Origin of the sequence: Brevundimonas sp. PWP3-1b1 (genome assembly GCF_049896065.1) — a bacterium.
GTDB lineage: Bacteria > Pseudomonadota > Alphaproteobacteria > Caulobacterales > Caulobacteraceae > Brevundimonas > Brevundimonas intermedia_B.
Genome location: NZ_JAFCTO010000001.1, coordinates 1,742,171 through 1,758,378, shown reverse-complemented (window position 1 = coordinate 1,758,378; position 16,208 = coordinate 1,742,171). Strand labels below are relative to the sequence as shown.

Genomic DNA, 16,208 nt, shown 5'->3' with positions numbered 1-16,208 from the left:
AGACTGCGGGGATCGCCCCCGCACATCAGGAGCTTGTCGTGATCGCAATCCCGTCAGAGGCCGCGCCGGCCGTTCGTCGGCCGTTCTACCGCCACCTGTATTTCCAGGTGCTGATCGCCATCGCGCTGGGCGCGCTGATCGGCCATTTCTGGCCGACTTTCGGTGAGAGCCTGAAGCCGCTGGGCGACGGCTTCATCAAGCTGGTGAAGATGGTCATCGCGCCGGTGATCTTCCTGACCATCGTGACGGGCATCGCCGGCATGCGCGATCTGGGCAGCGTCGGGCGCGTCGCCGCCAAGGCCTTCGCCTATTTCCTGGTTTTCTCGACCCTGGCCCTGATCGTGGGCCTGATCATCGCCAATCTTGTTCGTCCCGGCGACGGCCTGAACATCGACCCCGCGACCCTGAATGCGGGCGCAGTCGAACAGTACGCCGCCGCCGCGCATGAAAGCACCATTGTCGGCTTCCTGATGGGGGTCATTCCCGACACCCTGGTCAGCGCCTTCTCGACTGGCAACATCCTGCAGGTCCTGTTCGTCTCCATTCTGTTCGGCCTGGCTCTGGCGCTGGTCGGCGAGCGTGGTCAGCCGGTGCTCGACTTGTTCGAGACGCTGAGCCTGGCCGTGTTCAAGCTGGTGGCCATTGTGATGAAGGCTGCGCCGATCGGCGCCTTCGGGGCCTTCGCCTTCACGATCGGGGCCTACGGAATCGCGTCCATCGCCAATCTGGCGGCCCTGATCGTCACCTTCTACGTGACCGCCATCATCTTCGTGGTCGGGGTGCTGGGGCTGGTGGGCATCGCCAACGGCTTCAACATCCTCAAGCTGATCCGCTACCTGAAGGAAGAACTGCTGCTGGTGCTGGGCACCTCCAGTTCCGAGGCGGCCCTGCCCAGCCTGATCGCCAAGATGGAGCGCGCGGGCGCCGCCAAGTCGGTGGTCGGCCTGGTCGTGCCGACCGGCTATTCGTTCAATCTGGACGGCACCAACATCTATATGACGATGGCCGCGCTGTTCATCGCCCAGGCGTTGAACATCGACCTCACCATCTGGCAGCAAATCACGCTGCTTCTGGTGGCCATGCTGTCGTCCAAGGGCGCGGCCGGTATCACCGGCGCGGGCTTCATCACCCTTGCGGCGACCCTGTCGGTCGTGCCGGACGTGCCGGTCGCCGGCATGGCGCTGATCCTGGGCATCGACCGCTTCATGAGCGAGTGCCGGGCCCTGACCAACTTCATCGGCAACGCCGTGGCGACCCTTGTCGTGGCCCGATGGGAGAATGCGTTGGATCGCGACGCCTTGAGGGCCGCACTGGACGGCAAACCGCAACCTGTCGCCGCCGCGCCCAATCCGGCGGCGGGACCAGGCGACGATCTGGTTCTCGCGGACGACTGATCCACGAAGACATTTTTGGAGACGGGATCGCCGACATAACGGCGACCCGCGAGGGAGGAGACAATGAAGATGCAACCCAAGTACGCGCTCATGGCGGGGGCCGCCTCGGCTGTGCTGCTAATGTCGGCTGGTGGAGCCTTGGCGCAGAGCGCCACGGGCCAAGCGTCGCCTACGCAGGATGATCAGGCCGCGCAAGTCGAAGACATCGTCGTGGTCGGATCGCAAATCCGCGGCGCTTCGACCACTGCGGCCCTGCCGGTGACGGTGGTCACGCAGGAGGAGATTCTGGCGACCGGCGCGGTCAGCGGCGACGATCTGCTGCGCTCCATCCCGCAGATGGGCGACGTGCTCTTTTCCAGCGCAAACAACCCGCAGACATCCAACGCGGCGCGCGGCGACGTGAACTCCGTCAATTTGCGCTCCCTCGGCGTGGGCAACACTCTGGTGCTGCTGAATGGCCGTCGGATCGTGGCCCACCCCACCAGCCAAGGCACGTCGGACACCGGAACGGTTCCAGTGCTCAGCTACAACTCCAACGCCATTCCGGTTTCCGGGCTTGAAAGGCTGGAAGTCCTGTTGGACGGCGCTGCGGCGATCTACGGCGCCGATGCGGTCGCGGGCGTGGTCAACACTGTGCTGCAGGAAGACTTCGACGGTCTGGAGATGAAGGCGCAATACGGCGGCGCCGAAGGTACGCACAGGCGCGAGTTCACCCTGGGTCTGTTCGCGGGCAAGGATTTCTCCCGCGGCAACATCTCGGGTTTCCTGGACTATAGCGACCGCACCGCGCAGCGGTCCGAGGATATGGACTACACCGCGACCGACGACCGGCGTGGTTTGTTCGCCAACGTGCCGGGCTATGAAACCAGCACCGACACCGACGGGCGGTCATCCTATACCGCCTGGGCCAACTTCCAGACGCCGTTCCGGGTGCGCCAGGGCACGACCAATCTGACGTCCACGGCCGGCGCGTTTCACAATCAGCCGAGCGATTTCGGTTGCACGGCGCCGATCGGCGGCGACGTCTGCCTGGCCAGCGGCAATATCGGCTACAGCGGCGCGGGCCGCGAACTGCGCTATGATGGCGCGCGCGACACGACGGTTTCGCCCGATGTCGAGCGGCTGAACCTGTTCGTGTCCGGTCATTACGACATGGACAACGGGGTCACCGCCTTCGGCGAGTTGGGCTATTACACCGCCAACACCCAGAACATCCAACCGCCCACCATTCTGCTGAACCAGCTCTGGATTCCGGCCAGCAACTACTGGAACCCCTTCGGTCCCGTCACCTTTGCCGACGGTTCGCTCAATCCCAACCGTCTTGCGGGCCTGGCGAATGTTCCGGCGCAGGGGACGGATGTGAAACTGGTCCGGTATCGCTTCAACGACGTGGGCCGCCAGGTCGTCGATGTTGAGAACTCGCAGTCCCGCATTCTGGGCGGATTGCGAGGCGAATGGCGTGGCTTCGACTGGGAAAGCGCGCTGCTGTATTCGGAAGCGGAAGCCACCGACACGTCCAACGCCATCAACCTGACGGCGCTGCAGGCCAGTCTGGCCCTGTCGACGCCCGACGCCTACAACCCCTTCAGCGGCGGTTGTGTGGACGACACCAGCTTCGGCGATTGCACCCCCAGCTCTCAGACCGCCATCGATGCGATATCGACCGATCTGACGCGGGTGTCGAAGACCACTCTGGCGCTGTGGGATTTCAAGCTGAGCCGACCGGATGTGTTCACCCTGCCAGGCGGTCCCGTCGGCATGGCGGTGGGCGTCGAGGCGCGCAAGGAAACCCAGAGGGACGACCGCGACGAAGACCTTGATGGAACCAACGTCTTCGTCGACGCCATCAGCGGCCAGACCAGCATTTCCAATATCGCCGCCGTCAGCTCGAACCCTGACACCTACGGTGAGCGCGAGGTCTATTCGGCCTATGTCGAGTTCGCGGTGCCCGTTGTCTCGCCCGAGATGAACGTGCCGCTGGTCCACAGCCTGGACCTGCAGATCGCCGGCCGATACGAGCATTATTCGGACTTTGGCGATGTCGCGAAGCCGAAGATCGCCATGGCATGGGACATCTTCGAAGGCGTCCGGGTCCGTGGTTCCTATTCGGAGGGCTTCCGCGCGCCGAACCTGGAGCAGACCAACGCCGCCCAGTATGCCCGCCTTTCGACGAACAACGACTACATCCGCTGCGAAGCGGACCTTCGCCTCGGCCGGATCGCCAACTTCAACGAATGTTCGCAACCGTCCAGCGCATCCCTGCTGGTGTCCGGCAATCCCGAGCTGCAGCCCGAAGAGAGCACCAATCAGTCGATCGGCCTGGTGTTCCAGCCCTGGTTCATTCCTCAGCAGTATGGCGACTTCACCTTCACCATCGACCGCTGGAAGATCGAGCAGGAAAAGATCGTCGGCCTGTTGGGCGCTCAGTCGAACGTGGTGCTGGACTACCTGAACCTTCTGCAGGGTACGACCAACGAGAACGTCAATCGCGCGCCGGTCACGGCTGACGATGTCGCCTTCTTCGAGGGAAGCGGCATCGATCCGGTCGGTCAGATCGTCTCGATCGAGGATCAGTTCGTCAATCTGCTGCCGCAAACTGTGGAAGGCCTGGACATCGGGATTCAGTGGCGTCTTCGCGGCACGCCGTGGGGCAGCTTCCGCGCCAGCCTGAACGCCGCGCGTCTCATGGAGTTCAACCGTTCGCCTGGACCGCTGGTCGAGTCGCTGTTCGAGGCGCGTGAAGCGGGGCTGATCAACGAAAACACGCCTCTCCCGATCTCGGAAACCCTGCTTGCGCGCAACGGGCGACCCGAGTGGCGGGTGTCGGGTTCGTTTACCTGGTCGCAAGGCCCATGGCAGGTCGGCGCATTCACTCAGTACGTCAGCGCAGTGACCGAGACAGGATTCCTCAGCACCGACGGCGATGCCTGGGAAGTCGAAAGCCAGCTGACCGGAAATCTATATGGTCAGTACGAGTTCGAGGACGGCTACGGGTTCGCATCAGGCACGACCGTGCGACTGGGCGCGCGCAACATCACCGACGAACAGCCGCCGCTGACCTCGTCGGGGTATCTGGGCTCGCTGTATCGTCCCTACGGTCGGTACTGGTACGTCAACGTCTCCAAGACGTTCTGATCCGGACGGAGTTCAAGGCGATGTCGGTGCGTTCATTCAAGACCCTTGCGGCGGCGACGTCGACGCTTTGGCTCGGGTTCGCCCCGCTCGTCCTGGCGCAGTCGCAACAAGCCGCTGCGCCCGTCGCCGCGGCGTCCGATCCCTCCCCGGACCCGACCGCCTGTCCCGACTTCCTGCCGCAAGAGACGCAGTGCTGGTCGGGGCGGGCGGCGAAGGGGGGCTTTTACTGGATCGCCGTGCCAAAGGACTGGAACGGCGTGCTCGTCGTCCACGCCCACGGCGGGCCGCGCACCGCCACGCCTGAAGTCAACGACCCGCTGGAGGATCTCGAACGGTTCTCGATGACGGTGAAGGAGGGTTATGCCTGGGCCGGCTCTACCTATCGCCGGGGAGGCTACGGCGTACGGATGGCGGCGGAAGACACCGACGACTTGCGGCAAATCTTCTGGAACACGTTCGGCAAGCCGCGCCGCACCCTGCTGCACGGACAGTCTTGGGGCGGAAATGTCGCGGCCAAAACGGCCGAACTCTATGCGCGCGATGCGGAGGGACAGGTCGTCTGGGACGGCGTCGTCCTGACCAACGGGGTCATCGGCGGAGGGACGCGCACCTATCGGTTCCGCGCAGACCTGCGAGCCGTCTATCAGTTCTATTGCAACAACCATCCCCAGCCGGACGAGGCCCAGTATCCGCTGTGGCAGGGGCTGCCGCTGGACAGCCAGCTGAAGCGCGCCCAGTTGGCGGAGCGGGTGCAGACCTGCACGGGCGTGGGTCTGCCGGAGAACCGGCGCTCGGCCGAACAGAGACGCAACCTCGCCGACATTCTGGCCGTGACGGGCGTGCAGGAAGACCAGTTGGTCGCGCACCTGTCCTGGGCGACCTTCCTGTTCCGCGACATGGTCCAGCATCGGCTGGACGGCCTCAACCCGTTCGACAACAGCGAGACCGCCTATCAAGGCTCACACGACGATGCGGCGTTGAATGCGGGCGTTCAAAGGTTCGCTGCCGATCCGATGGGCGTCGCGCGCCTGGCCTATGACGCGGATCTCAGCGGCCTGATCGTGGCGCCGACCCTGACCATCCACGCCAAACACGACCCCACCGCCTTCGTGTCGAACGAGGCGCTGTACCGCGAGACGGTCGCCGCCGCCGGCCGGTCGGACTTGCTGGTCCAGACCTTTACCGACGAGTCCGAGCACAGCCGACTGTCGCCTCCTGAATACGTCGGTCTGTTCCAGGCCATGATGCGCTGGCTGGACGAGGGCGTGAAACCTACGCCGAGCGATGTCGCCGCGCTGTGTCACGGTGCGGCGTCGCGCTACGATGACGGCTGCCATTTCGACACGGACTTCCGCCCGTCCACGGACCAGAGCCACAACTGATCGTCCTCATCCGTCGGTAAACGGATCAACCGTCGCCGCATCGTCTCGACCTCGTCGTCAAGGCGATGCGGGGATGTCGTCGCCCCGACATTGGCGCGGCGTAGGCACCTCCCCAGCTTAGCCGAATCTGGGGGATCAGATGTCCAAGACCACATTGAAGACGCGCCTGCTCGCGGCCGTGACCCTGACGGGCGCGATGACCACCGGATCGGCCGCCTGGGCGCAGGAGCAGGCGCCGGTCAGCAGCGTCGAAGACGTCATCGTCACCGCGCAGCTGCGTGAGCAGAAGACCATCGACGTGCCGTTCGCCCTGACGGCCTATTCCGGCCAGTTCCTGGAAGATCTGGGCATTCAGGAGTTCGAACAGCTGTCGGCCTTCGTGCCGGGCTTCCTGGTGCAGAACCAGTCGCCGAACAATCCCGGCTTCGTGATGCGGGGCATCACCTCGGATTCCGGCGCCGCAACCTCCGAGGCCCGCGTGTCGGTGTTCCAGGACGGGGTGTCGATTTCCAAGTCGCGCGGCTCCTATGTCGAGCTGTTCGACCTTGAGCGCGTCGAGATCGCCAAGGGGCCGCAATCGACTCTGTACGGACGTGGCGCCCTGATCGGCGCGGTCAATCTGGTGCAGAACCGCGCGCGTCCCGGCGAGACCGAGGCCTATGCAAATATCGAGGCGGGCAACGAAGGCTATCGCATGGTCGAGGGCGCGCTGAACCTGCCGGTCGGCGAGACCGCAGGCCTGCGCCTGGCCACGCGCCTGAAGACGCGCGACGGCTCGGTCGAGAACCTGCGGGGCGGCGAGGATTTCAACGCCATCGAAACCCGGGCTTTGCGTCTGTCGGGCGCCTGGACGCCGTCGGACGCGATGCGGTTCGACGTGATCGGCAACTATCAGAAGGACAACGCCTCGGGCACCTCGTTCAAGTCGATCGCCTATGCGCCGGCCGATCCGAACACCGGCGCCGTGCTGGGCGGCAAGGAACCGTGGGAGGGCGCGGCCCTGACACGCGGCGCGGCCTTCGACGGCGGCAAGGCGCTGGGTCTGGACCGCGAGGTCTGGGGCGTGACGGGTCTGGCGCGCATCGACCTGAACGCCGCCTGGAGCCTGAACGCGACCACAGCCTATCGCGAGTTCACCAACTACGAGACGTTCGACGCCGACGGCGTGTCCCTGCCGCTGCTGACCGCCGCAGAGGATACGCACGGCGAACAGTGGAGCCAGGACCTGCGTCTGGGCTTCGACAACGGTGGTCGTCTGACCGGCTTCGTCGGCGCCGGCTGGTTCCACGAGGAAGGCTATCAGCGCACCCCGACCCAGTTCGACGAGCGCCTGATCCTGGCGCAGCTGTCGGGCCTGCTGGACGGTTCGCCCACGACGGTCGGCGATCGGACCCTGCCGCTCGCCGCCTATCCGGCCATCGCCCAGGCTGCGCTGGGCGGTCTGCTGACGCCGCTGGGCGCCGGCGCCTTCGCCACGCCGATCGCCGCCAATCTGAAATCGGCGCATATCGAGACGCCAATCAACAGCTCGGAACTGACGTCCTATGACGTCTTCGCCGACGCCACATACGCCTTCACCGACCGGTTCGAGATGTCGGCGGGCGTGCGCTACACCCGCGACGACAAGACGACGGGTTTCGCGAACTCGGTCCAGAGCCGCTCCACCCTGGGCGCCCTGCTGGCGTTGCAAGCCGGCGCCATTCCGGCGGCGCAGGTTCCGACTTTCCTCGGCGCCCTGGCCAACCCGGCCTATCTGGCCATTCCCGCCAGCGCCTTCCCGCTGTTCGGCCTGATCGCCCAGCCGACCGCCAACAACGGCGACTTCGCCTATTTCGACTCCGAGGATGACGGCGTGACCTGGCGTCTGACGGCGCGTTACGCCCTGAGCGACGACACGAACGTTTATGCCAACTATGCGCGCGGTCGCCGCCCGGAAGTGATCAGCGCCTCGGCCCCGTCGGCGCCGCAGGGATCGCCCCGCTTCGCAGCCGTCGATGCCGAGACGGTCGACAGCTATGAGGTCGGCGCCAAGTCGTCGCTGCTGGACGGCCGCCTGCGCGTCGATGGCGCGGTGTTCCTGTACGACTATCAGAACTTCCAGACGACGGTTCAGGAAGGCACGACCTTCATCGTCACCAACGCCGGCGAGGCCAAGTCGTACGGCTTCGAGACCCAGGCCAACTTCGCCGTCACGTCGCACTTCGACCTGTTCGCCACCTATGCCTACAACCACTCGCGGTTCGAAAACGGCATCTATGACGGCAACCAGTTCCGCCTGTCGCCGGATAACGCCGCCTCGATCGGTGCTACCTGGCGCCTGCCGGTCAGCGGTGGCGAGATCGCGGTTCAGCCGACCTACACCTGGCAGTCCAAGGTCTTCTTCAGCGACGACAACGACCTGCCGGCGCTGCAGAGCCGCAACATCGTGCCCGACCGGGCTCAGGACGAGTATCAGGACGCTTACGGCCTGCTTAACCTGCGCGTCCGCTACACGCCGGACTCGGCCAACTGGGGCGTCGAGGCCTTCGGCGAGAACGTCCTGGACGAGGAGTACATCAAGGACGCCGGCAATACGGGCGATGGTCTGGGCATGCCGACCTTCATCGCTGGACGGCCTGCGTCGTACGGCCTCGTGTTCAAGCTGAAGCTCTGAGGATCTGACGATGAAAATGGATCGCCGCAGTCTTCTGGGTCTTCTCGGCGCGGGGGCGGCGTCGCCCGCCGTGGCGCAGGCGACGAACACCGGATCGGTCGCCTTCCTGCACGGGGTGGCCAGCGGCGATCCCGACACGCGTTCGGCCGTCTTCTGGACCCGCGTCACCCCGACCGATCCGTCGGTCGGGGAGGTCGCCGTGGTGCTGGAGGTCGCACATGACGCCGGGTTCGGCGACATCGTGCGCCGCTCGACCGGACTGCGCGCGCGGGCCGAGCGGGACTTCACCGTCAAGCACGACCTGGACGGCCAGGGTCTGGAGCCGGGGGCCGAGTATTTCTATCGCTTCGTCGCCAATGGCGTGACCTCGCCCGTCGGGCGTGTGCGCACCTTGCCTGAGGGTGTGACGGCTGATCTGGCCCTGGCCGTGGTGTCGTGCCAACTGTATCCCGGTGGGCTGTTCAACGCCTATGACGCCCTGTCGAAACTGGATCGGCTGGACGCCGTCGTCCACCTGGGCGACTACATCTACGAATACGGGGCCGAGCCGTCTGACTATGGCATGAGTTCAGGCGCGGCCCTGGGGCGGGTTCCGCAGCCGCCGCATGAGATCGTCAGCCGGGCCGACTATCGGACGCGCCACGCCCAGTACAAGAGCGATCCCGACCTGCAGGCCGCCCATGCCCGCGCGCCCTTCATCTGCGTGTGGGACGATCACGAGGTGGCCAACGACGCCTGGATGATGGGCGCCGAGAACCATCAACCCGAGACCGATGGCGACTTCGCGACGCGCAAGGCGGCGGCCCTTCGCGCCTATTACGAATGGATGCCGATCCGCGAGCCCAAGGCCGGCGCGCTGAACGACGCGATCAACCGCAGCTTCGACTTCGGCGACCTGGCCACCCTGACGATGGTCGAGACCCGGCTGCTGGCGCGGGGCGAGCAGATGACCTTCGCCGACATCCCCAAGACGGCCAAGGGCGCGCCGGATGTCGCGGCGTTCGAGGCGCTGCGCCAGGTGCCGGATCGCGACCTGCTGGGCGAGCGTCAGCGTCAGTGGATCGGCGAGACGTTGAGCCGCTCCAAGGCGGCGGGCCGGCCGTGGCAGATTCTCGGCAATCAGGTTGTGATGGCCAAGGTCAAGGGGCCGGACATCTCGCGCATGATGCCGCCGGAGCAGATCCAGCAGATGCTGGCGAGCCTGGCGGACGATGTCCGACCGCAGATCGAGGCGGCGATCCAGCTGTTCAAGCTGGGCCTGCCGTTCAATCTGGACAGCTGGGACGGCTATCCGGCCGGGCGCGAGCGTCTGTATGAGACCTTTGCGGCGGCGGACGTCGCGCCTATCGTCCTGGCGGGCGACAGCCACGCCTTCTGGGTCAACGAACTGCACGACAAAGCGGGCGCGCGCCGGGCGGTCGAGTTCGGCACGTCCTCGATCTCAAGCCCGTCGCCAGGCGACCATGTCGGCGGCCTGCCGCTGGGCGTGGCGCTGTCGGCGGCCAATCCCGAGGTCAAGTTCTGCGACCAGACGTCAAAGGGCTATGTGCTGCTGAACGTCACCCGAGATCAGGTCATCGGCGAGCTGTGGGCGGTGTCGACCATCATGGCCAAATCCTATGAGCTGAAGAAGGTGAAGACCTTCACTGTCTCTCCACAAGGCGATCTGACGGAAGTCTGACCCAGCCATAGGCTCAAACGCAACACGGCCCGCAGGCGACTGCGGGCCGTGTTTTTTTGTGCCTCGTGAGCCGGCGGATCAGACCGCCTTTGCGCGGTCCTTGTCGGAGGAGCTGCGGGCCAGTTCGCGGTTCAGCCACAGGGCCACGAGGGTGCAGATGGCGCCCGACAGCAGATAGGCGCCGGCGGCGATCAGGCCGAACTGGCTGGAGATCCACAGGGCCGCCAGAGGAGCGAAGCCTGCGCCGAACAGCCAGGCCAGGTCCGAGGTCAGGGCCGAGGAGGTGTAGCGATGGGTCAGGCTGAAGCTGGACGCCACCGGACCCGAGGCCTGGCCGAACGACAGGCCCAGCAGGATGAAGCCGGAGATCATGAAGGTCAGCTCGCCCGCCGCGCCGCCGTTCAGCAGTTGCGGCGCAAAGCCCGAGAAGGCGGCGATGCCGGCGGCGGTGATCGCCAGCAGGGTGCGGCGGCCGTAACGGTCGGCCAGCACGCCCGATGCCAGGATGGCGATCAGGCCGAACACCGCGCCCACCATCTCGATCATCAGGAAGCGGACCGGCGTCTCGTTGGTGAACAGGAAGACCCACGACAGGGGGAAGACGGTGACCATGTGGAACATGGCGAAGCTGGCCAGGGGGGCGAAGGCGCCGATGGCGATCTTGGGGCCTTCGGCGCGCAGGGCCTGCGACACGGGCGTGGGCTGCAGCTCGCGGGTCTCGAACAGCTTCTGGAAGGCGGGCGTCACCACGATGCGAAGGCGCGCGAACAGGGCGACCACGTTGATGGCGAAGGCCACGAAGAACGGATAGCGCCAGCCCCAGTCCAGGAAGTCGGGGGCCGACAGGGTGTTCAGGAAGAAGGCGAACAGGGCCGAGGCGACCAGCAGGCCGATGGGCGCGCCCAGCTGCGGGATCATGGCGTACCAGCCGCGCTTGCCCTCCGGCGCATTCAGCGCCAGCAGCGAGGCCAGGCCGTCCCAGGTGCCGCCCAGGGCGACGCCCTGACCGATGCGGGTGAGGGCCAGCAGCACCGGCGCCCACATACCGATGCTTTCATAGCTGGGGATGAAGGCGACAGACACGGTCGAGGTGCCCAGCAACAGCAGGGCGGTCGTCAGCTTGGCGCCGCGCCCGAACTTGCGGTCGATGGCGATGAACAGGACCGTGCCCAGCGGGCGGAACAGGAAGGCGAGGGCGAAGATCGCAAACGACAGCAGCGTGCCGCCCACTGCGCCCGCGTAGGGGAAGATAAGCTGGGGGAAAACCACCACCGAGGCGATGGCGTAAACAAAGAAGTCGAAAAACTCGGAAGTTCGGCCGATAATGACGCCGATGGCGATTTCGCCCGCATCCACCTTGCCATGGTGCGAGTTTATCTTGGCGGCGTCGCGTTCCAGCGACTCTGACGAGGGGGTCGTCGAGGCGGACATGGGCTTGGTCGCTCCGTGTGAGACAGGATTATCAGGCGTACGGCCGATTGCCGCATTATGACCGGGCGCCCTTTGCGATGAAAGCGGCCTCAAGAGGATAGGACAGATTGTCCAATGTCGTTCCAGAACGAAGCTGACTATCCCGCAGCCTACGAACGCCAACCGTCGCGGCGCCTCCCCTTTGCCCGACGCTTTTCGATTGGATCCGCCTTGCGCCGTCTGCGCCTACTCCTGCTCGCGCCCCTCGTGGCCCTGCTGTCGGCCTGCAATCTGGTCGTGCTGAACCCTGCCGGCGACGTCGCCGCCCAGCAGGGCGACCTGCTGATGATCTCCACCCTGCTGATGCTGATCATCATCGTGCCGGTGATGGCGCTGATCGTCTTCTTCGCCTGGAAGTATCGGGCGTCGAACAAGGAGGCCGAGGCCGAGTATCAGCCCGACTGGGATCACTCCACGTCGCTGGAGCTGGTCATCTGGGCCGCGCCGCTGATGATCATCATCTGCCTGGGCGCCCTGACCTGGGCCGGCACCCACCTGCTGGACCCCTATCGTCCGATCGACCGGATCAAGCCTGGTCAGGCCGTCGACGAGAGCGTCGAGCCGCTGCAGGTCAATGTGGTCGCGCTCGACTGGAAGTGGATGTTCATCTACCCGCAGTACGGCATCGCCACGGTCAATGAACTGGCCGCGCCGATCGACCGCCCTATCCGCTTCCACATCACCTCGTCGTCGGTGATGAACAGTTTCTACATTCCCGCCCTGGCCGGTCAGATCTACGCCATGCCGGGCATGGAGACGAAGCTGCACGCCGTGATCAACCGTCCGGGCGAATACGAAGGCTTCTCGGCCAACTATTCCGGCGACGGCTTCTCCAACATGCGTTTCGCCTTCCACGGCCTGGACCAATCCGGCTTCGACCAGTGGGTGTCGGGCGTGCGCCAGGGCGGCCAGACGCTGGATCGTGATCAGTATCTGGAGCTGGAGAAGCCCAGCGAGAAGGTGCCGGTCCTGCACTTCGGCGCCGTCGACGGCGCGCTGTGGGACGCCATCCTCAACATGTGCGTCGAGCCGGGCAAGATGTGCATGGGCGAGATGATGGCAATCGACCGTCAAGGCGGCCTGAGCATGGCGTCGGTGCGCAACACCATGCCGCTGGTTTACGACAAATATGCCGGGCGCGGTAAGTCGCCGGCCTATTTCGGGTCGAACGAAAGCTACGTCATGACCATCTGCACGCCGTTGCAGGCCGAGGCCGCCGCTGCCGACCGCATGCGTCGCGCGGAACTGGACACCGTCGTCGGTCCCACCAGCCTGGAGCGTCTGACCGGGCAGGGGCTGTCGCCCAAGCAGACCCCCATGGCCTCGCTGACGACCCTGGCCCGCAATCCCTTCGCTACGGGGCCGGTTCCGACCGACATCCGTTCCGCCCCCAACGCCTGAGCGAACACAGTCGATGAACGCTGACCAACTCATTCCGCTAATCTTCGGGCGCCTCACGTGGGAGGCCCTGCCTCTGCACGAGCCGATCCTGGTCGTGACCATGTCCGTGGTCATACTGGGCGGCCTCGCCCTGGTCGGCGCCCTGACCTATTTCAAGATGTGGGGCTATCTCTGGAAGGAGTGGTTCACCACCGTGGACCACAAGAAGATCGGGATCATGTACATGATCCTGGGTCTGATCATGTTCGTGCGCGGCTTCGCCGACGCCATCATGATGCGCATCCAGCAGGCCATGGCCTTCGGCGGGTCCGAGGGTTATCTGAACGCCCACCACTACGACCAGATCTTCACCGCCCACGGCGTGATCATGATTTTCTTCGTGGCCATGCCGCTGGTGACGGGGATCATGAACTATGTCGTGCCGCTGCAGATCGGCGCCCGCGACGTGTCCTTCCCCTTCCTGAACAACTTCAGCTTCTGGATGACCACGGCCGGCGCCATCATCGTCATGGCCTCGCTGTTCGTTGGCGAGTTCGCGCGCACCGGCTGGCTGGCCTATCCGCCGCTGTCTGGCATCGGTTACAGCCCCGGCGTCGGGGTCGATTACTACATATGGGCGCTGCAGATCGCGGGGGTGGGGACGACCCTGTCCGGCATCAACCTGATCGCGACCATCGTTAAGATGCGCGCGCCCGGCATGGGCATGATGAAGATGCCCGTCTTCACCTGGACCTCGCTGTGCACCAACGTGCTGATCGTGGCGTCCTTCCCGGTCCTGACCGCCGTCCTGGCCCTGCTGACGCTGGACCGTTACGTCGGCACCAACTTCTTCACGAACGACTTCGGCGGCAACCCGATGATGTACGTGAACCTGATCTGGATCTGGGGTCATCCGGAGGTCTACATCCTGATCCTGCCGCTGTTCGGCGTCTTCTCGGAGATCGCCTCGACCTTCTCGGGAAAGAAGCTGTTCGGCTATACCTCCATGGTCTACGCCACGGTCGTCATCACGATCCTGTCCTACCTGGTCTGGCTGCACCACTTCTTCACCATGGGCTCGGGCGCCTCGGTGAACAGCTTCTTCGGCATCACCACGATGATCATCTCGATCCCGACCGGGGCCAAGATCTTCAACTGGCTGTTCACGATGTACCGGGGGCGGATCCGCTTCGAACTGCCGATGATGTGGCTGATCGCCTTCATGCTGACCTTCGTGATCGGCGGGATGACGGGCGTGCTGCTGGCGGTGCCGCCGGCCGACTTCGTGCTGCACAACTCGCTGTTCCTAGTGGCGCACTTCCACAACGTCATCATCGGCGGTGTGCTGTTCGGTCTGTTCGCGGCGATCAACTTCTGGTGGCCCAAGGCCTTCGGCTTCAAGCTGGACAAGAAGTGGGGCCTGATCAGCTTCTGGTGCTGGGTGCCCGGCTTCTGGCTGGCCTTCCTGCCGCTGTACGTGCTTGGCCTGATGGGCGTGACGCGCCGGATGCGGGTGTTCGACGATCCGTCGCTGCAAATCTGGTTCGTGATCGCCGCCATCGGCGCGGGCGTGATCGCCCTGGGCATCGCGGCCATGTTCATCCAGTTCGCCGTGTCGATCATCAACCGCGACAAGCTGCGCGACGTCACGGGCGATCCGTGGGGCGGCCGCACGCTGGAGTGGGCGACGTCCTCGCCGCCGCCGGCCTACAACTTCGCCGCCACGCCGGTCATCCATGACGCCGACGCCTGGTGGGACATGAAGAAGAAGAACTATCAGCGCCCGCTGACCGGCTACAAGGCGATCCACATGCCGTCGAACACGGGGGCGGGCGTTATCATCTCGGGCCTGTGCCTGGTGATGGGTCTGGCGCTGATCTGGTACATCTGGTGGCTGGCGGCGATCAGCTTCATCGGGGTGCTGGCCGTCTCGATCGGGCACACCTTCAACTACAAGCGCGACTACTACATCCCCGAGGATGAGGTGCGTGCGACCGAAGAGGCGCGCACGCGCGCCCTGGCCGGAACGGAGGCCTGATCCATGAGCGCGACAACGATCAAGCTCGACGACCCCACCGTCTTCCATCTGGAAGAGGAGCCGCATCACGAGGAGGGCTCCAGCACCATGCTGGGCTTCTGGCTCTATCTGATGAGCGACTGCCTCATCTTCGCGATGCTGTTCGCCGTGTTCGGCGTGCTGGGCGGCAACTACGCCGCCGGGCCGGGGCCCAAGGAACTGTTCGACCTGGAGCTGGTGGCGATCAACACCGCCATGCTGCTGTTCTCGTCGATCACCTACGGCTTCGCCATGCTGGCGATGGACAGGAACAACCAGCGTCAGACCCTGATCTGGCTGGCGGTCACGGGCCTGTTCGGCCTAGCCTTCCTAGGCATCGAACTCTACGAGTTCGCGCACCTGATCCATGAGGGCGCGACGCCGCAACGCAGCGCCTTCCTGTCTGCCTTCTTCACCCTGGTGGGCACCCACGGCCTGCACGTCACCTTCGGCATCATCTGGTTGGTGACGCTGATGGTCCAGGTCAGCATGAAGGGCCTGATCCCCGCCAACAAACGCCGCCTGATGTGCCTGTCGATGTTCTGGCACTTCCTGGACGTCATCTGGATCGGCGTCTTCACCTTCGTCTATCTGCTGGGCATGCTGCGATGAGCGCCGACAAGAACGACCACTCGCCTGAGTCCCACGATGCGGACCACCTGGGCCACGAGGGGCACAATCACGGCTCCTTCAAGAGCTATATGATCGGTTTCGTGCTGTCGGTGATCCTGACGGCGATCCCGTTCGCCCTGGTGATGACCGGCGTCCTGCCGACCCAGGCGACGGCCCTGATCGTCATGGGCTTCGCCGTGGTGCAGATCGTGGTCCACATGATCTACTTCCTGCACATGAACTCCAAGTCCGAGGGCGGCTGGATCATGCTGGCGCTGATCTTCACCATCATCGTCGTCGTCATCGCCCTGTCGGGTTCGCTGTGGGTCATGTACCACCTGAACACCAACATGATGCCCATGACGCACGACATGACGAACATGGGCAGCTGAGGTCGAGATCACGGACCCGTCTTCAGCCCCGGCCCCCGATAAGGCCAAGCGCT

The 16,208-nt window shown here is 64.9% G+C and carries 10 protein-coding genes; 9 read left to right on the top strand and 1 reads right to left on the bottom strand.

The window, feature by feature from the left end:
- Positions 1-38: 38 nt before the first annotated feature.
- From ACP69V_RS08640 to ACP69V_RS08620, 5 genes are all read left to right on the top strand, one after another.
- The gene (locus tag ACP69V_RS08640; protein WP_426023492.1) at positions 39-1,394 is read left to right on the top strand and encodes a dicarboxylate/amino acid:cation symporter; all 1,356 of its coding nucleotides are present in this window, start codon (positions 39-41) and stop codon (positions 1,392-1,394) included.
- A 63-nt stretch (positions 1,395-1,457) separates the two neighbouring features.
- On the top strand, positions 1,458-4,529 hold the full coding sequence (locus ACP69V_RS08635) for a TonB-dependent receptor domain-containing protein (protein ID WP_426023491.1): 3,072 nt from the start codon (positions 1,458-1,460) through the stop codon (positions 4,527-4,529).
- A 20-nt stretch (positions 4,530-4,549) separates the two neighbouring features.
- Positions 4,550-5,911 carry a hypothetical protein gene (locus ACP69V_RS08630; RefSeq protein WP_426023490.1) on the top strand — a complete coding sequence of 454 codons (1,362 nt, stop codon included), beginning with the start codon at positions 4,550-4,552 and terminating at the stop codon, positions 5,909-5,911.
- A 139-nt stretch (positions 5,912-6,050) separates the two neighbouring features.
- On the top strand, positions 6,051-8,564 hold the full coding sequence (locus tag ACP69V_RS08625) for a TonB-dependent receptor (protein WP_426023489.1): 2,514 nt from the start codon (positions 6,051-6,053) through the stop codon (positions 8,562-8,564).
- Positions 8,565-8,574: 10 nt separating this feature from the next.
- Positions 8,575-10,245 (top strand): alkaline phosphatase D family protein, encoded by a 1,671-nt coding sequence (locus ACP69V_RS08620; RefSeq protein ID WP_426023488.1) that lies wholly within the window; start codon positions 8,575-8,577, stop codon positions 10,243-10,245.
- Between the two features lie 78 nt (positions 10,246-10,323).
- Here ACP69V_RS08620 and ACP69V_RS08615 read toward each other — a convergent pair whose 3' ends face one another.
- On the bottom strand, positions 10,324-11,676 hold the full coding sequence (locus ACP69V_RS08615) for an MFS transporter (protein ID WP_135195406.1): 1,353 nt from the start codon (positions 11,674-11,676) through the stop codon (positions 10,324-10,326).
- 210 nt (positions 11,677-11,886) lie between these two features.
- Here ACP69V_RS08615 and cyoA point away from each other — a divergent pair, with 210 nt between their 5' ends.
- The 4 genes from cyoA to cyoD are packed head-to-tail and all read left to right on the top strand — an operon-like array spanning position 11,887 to position 16,155.
- Positions 11,887-13,116, top strand: a complete 1,230-nt coding sequence (cyoA, locus tag ACP69V_RS08610) for a ubiquinol oxidase subunit II (RefSeq protein ID WP_426023487.1) — start codon at positions 11,887-11,889, stop codon at positions 13,114-13,116.
- Between the two features lie 13 nt (positions 13,117-13,129).
- Complete coding sequence (gene cyoB, locus ACP69V_RS08605) at positions 13,130-15,133, top strand: cytochrome o ubiquinol oxidase subunit I (protein WP_426023486.1); 2,004 nt, start codon at positions 13,130-13,132, stop codon at positions 15,131-15,133.
- Positions 15,134-15,136: 3 nt separating this feature from the next.
- On the top strand, positions 15,137-15,763 hold the full coding sequence (gene cyoC / locus ACP69V_RS08600; RefSeq protein ID WP_425984106.1) for a cytochrome o ubiquinol oxidase subunit III: 627 nt from the start codon (positions 15,137-15,139) through the stop codon (positions 15,761-15,763).
- Positions 15,760-16,155, top strand: coding sequence for a cytochrome o ubiquinol oxidase subunit IV (cyoD, locus tag ACP69V_RS08595; protein WP_135195410.1), 396 nt, complete (start codon positions 15,760-15,762; stop codon positions 16,153-16,155). Before cyoC ends, cyoD begins: the two co-directional genes overlap by 4 nt.
- The last annotated feature ends 53 nt before the right edge of the window (positions 16,156-16,208 follow it).

Bases quoted from the DNA above. Each gene is read 5' to 3' on its own strand.
- ACP69V_RS08635 (WP_426023491.1), top strand. From the start codon at position 1,458: ATGAAGATGCAACCCAAGTACGCGCTCATGGCGGGGGCCGCCTCGGCT.
- ACP69V_RS08630 (WP_426023490.1), top strand. From the start codon at position 4,550: ATGTCGGTGCGTTCATTCAAGACCCTTGCGGCGGCGACGTCGACGCTT.
- ACP69V_RS08625 (WP_426023489.1), top strand. From the start codon at position 6,051: ATGTCCAAGACCACATTGAAGACGCGCCTGCTCGCGGCCGTGACCCTG.
- ACP69V_RS08620 (WP_426023488.1), top strand. From the start codon at position 8,575: ATGAAAATGGATCGCCGCAGTCTTCTGGGTCTTCTCGGCGCGGGGGCG.
- ACP69V_RS08615 (WP_135195406.1), bottom strand. From the start codon at position 11,676: ATGTCCGCCTCGACGACCCCCTCGTCAGAGTCGCTGGAACGCGACGCC.
- cyoB (WP_426023486.1), top strand. From the start codon at position 13,130: ATGAACGCTGACCAACTCATTCCGCTAATCTTCGGGCGCCTCACGTGG.
- cyoC (WP_425984106.1), top strand. From the start codon at position 15,137: ATGAGCGCGACAACGATCAAGCTCGACGACCCCACCGTCTTCCATCTG.
- cyoD (WP_135195410.1), top strand. From the start codon at position 15,760: ATGAGCGCCGACAAGAACGACCACTCGCCTGAGTCCCACGATGCGGAC.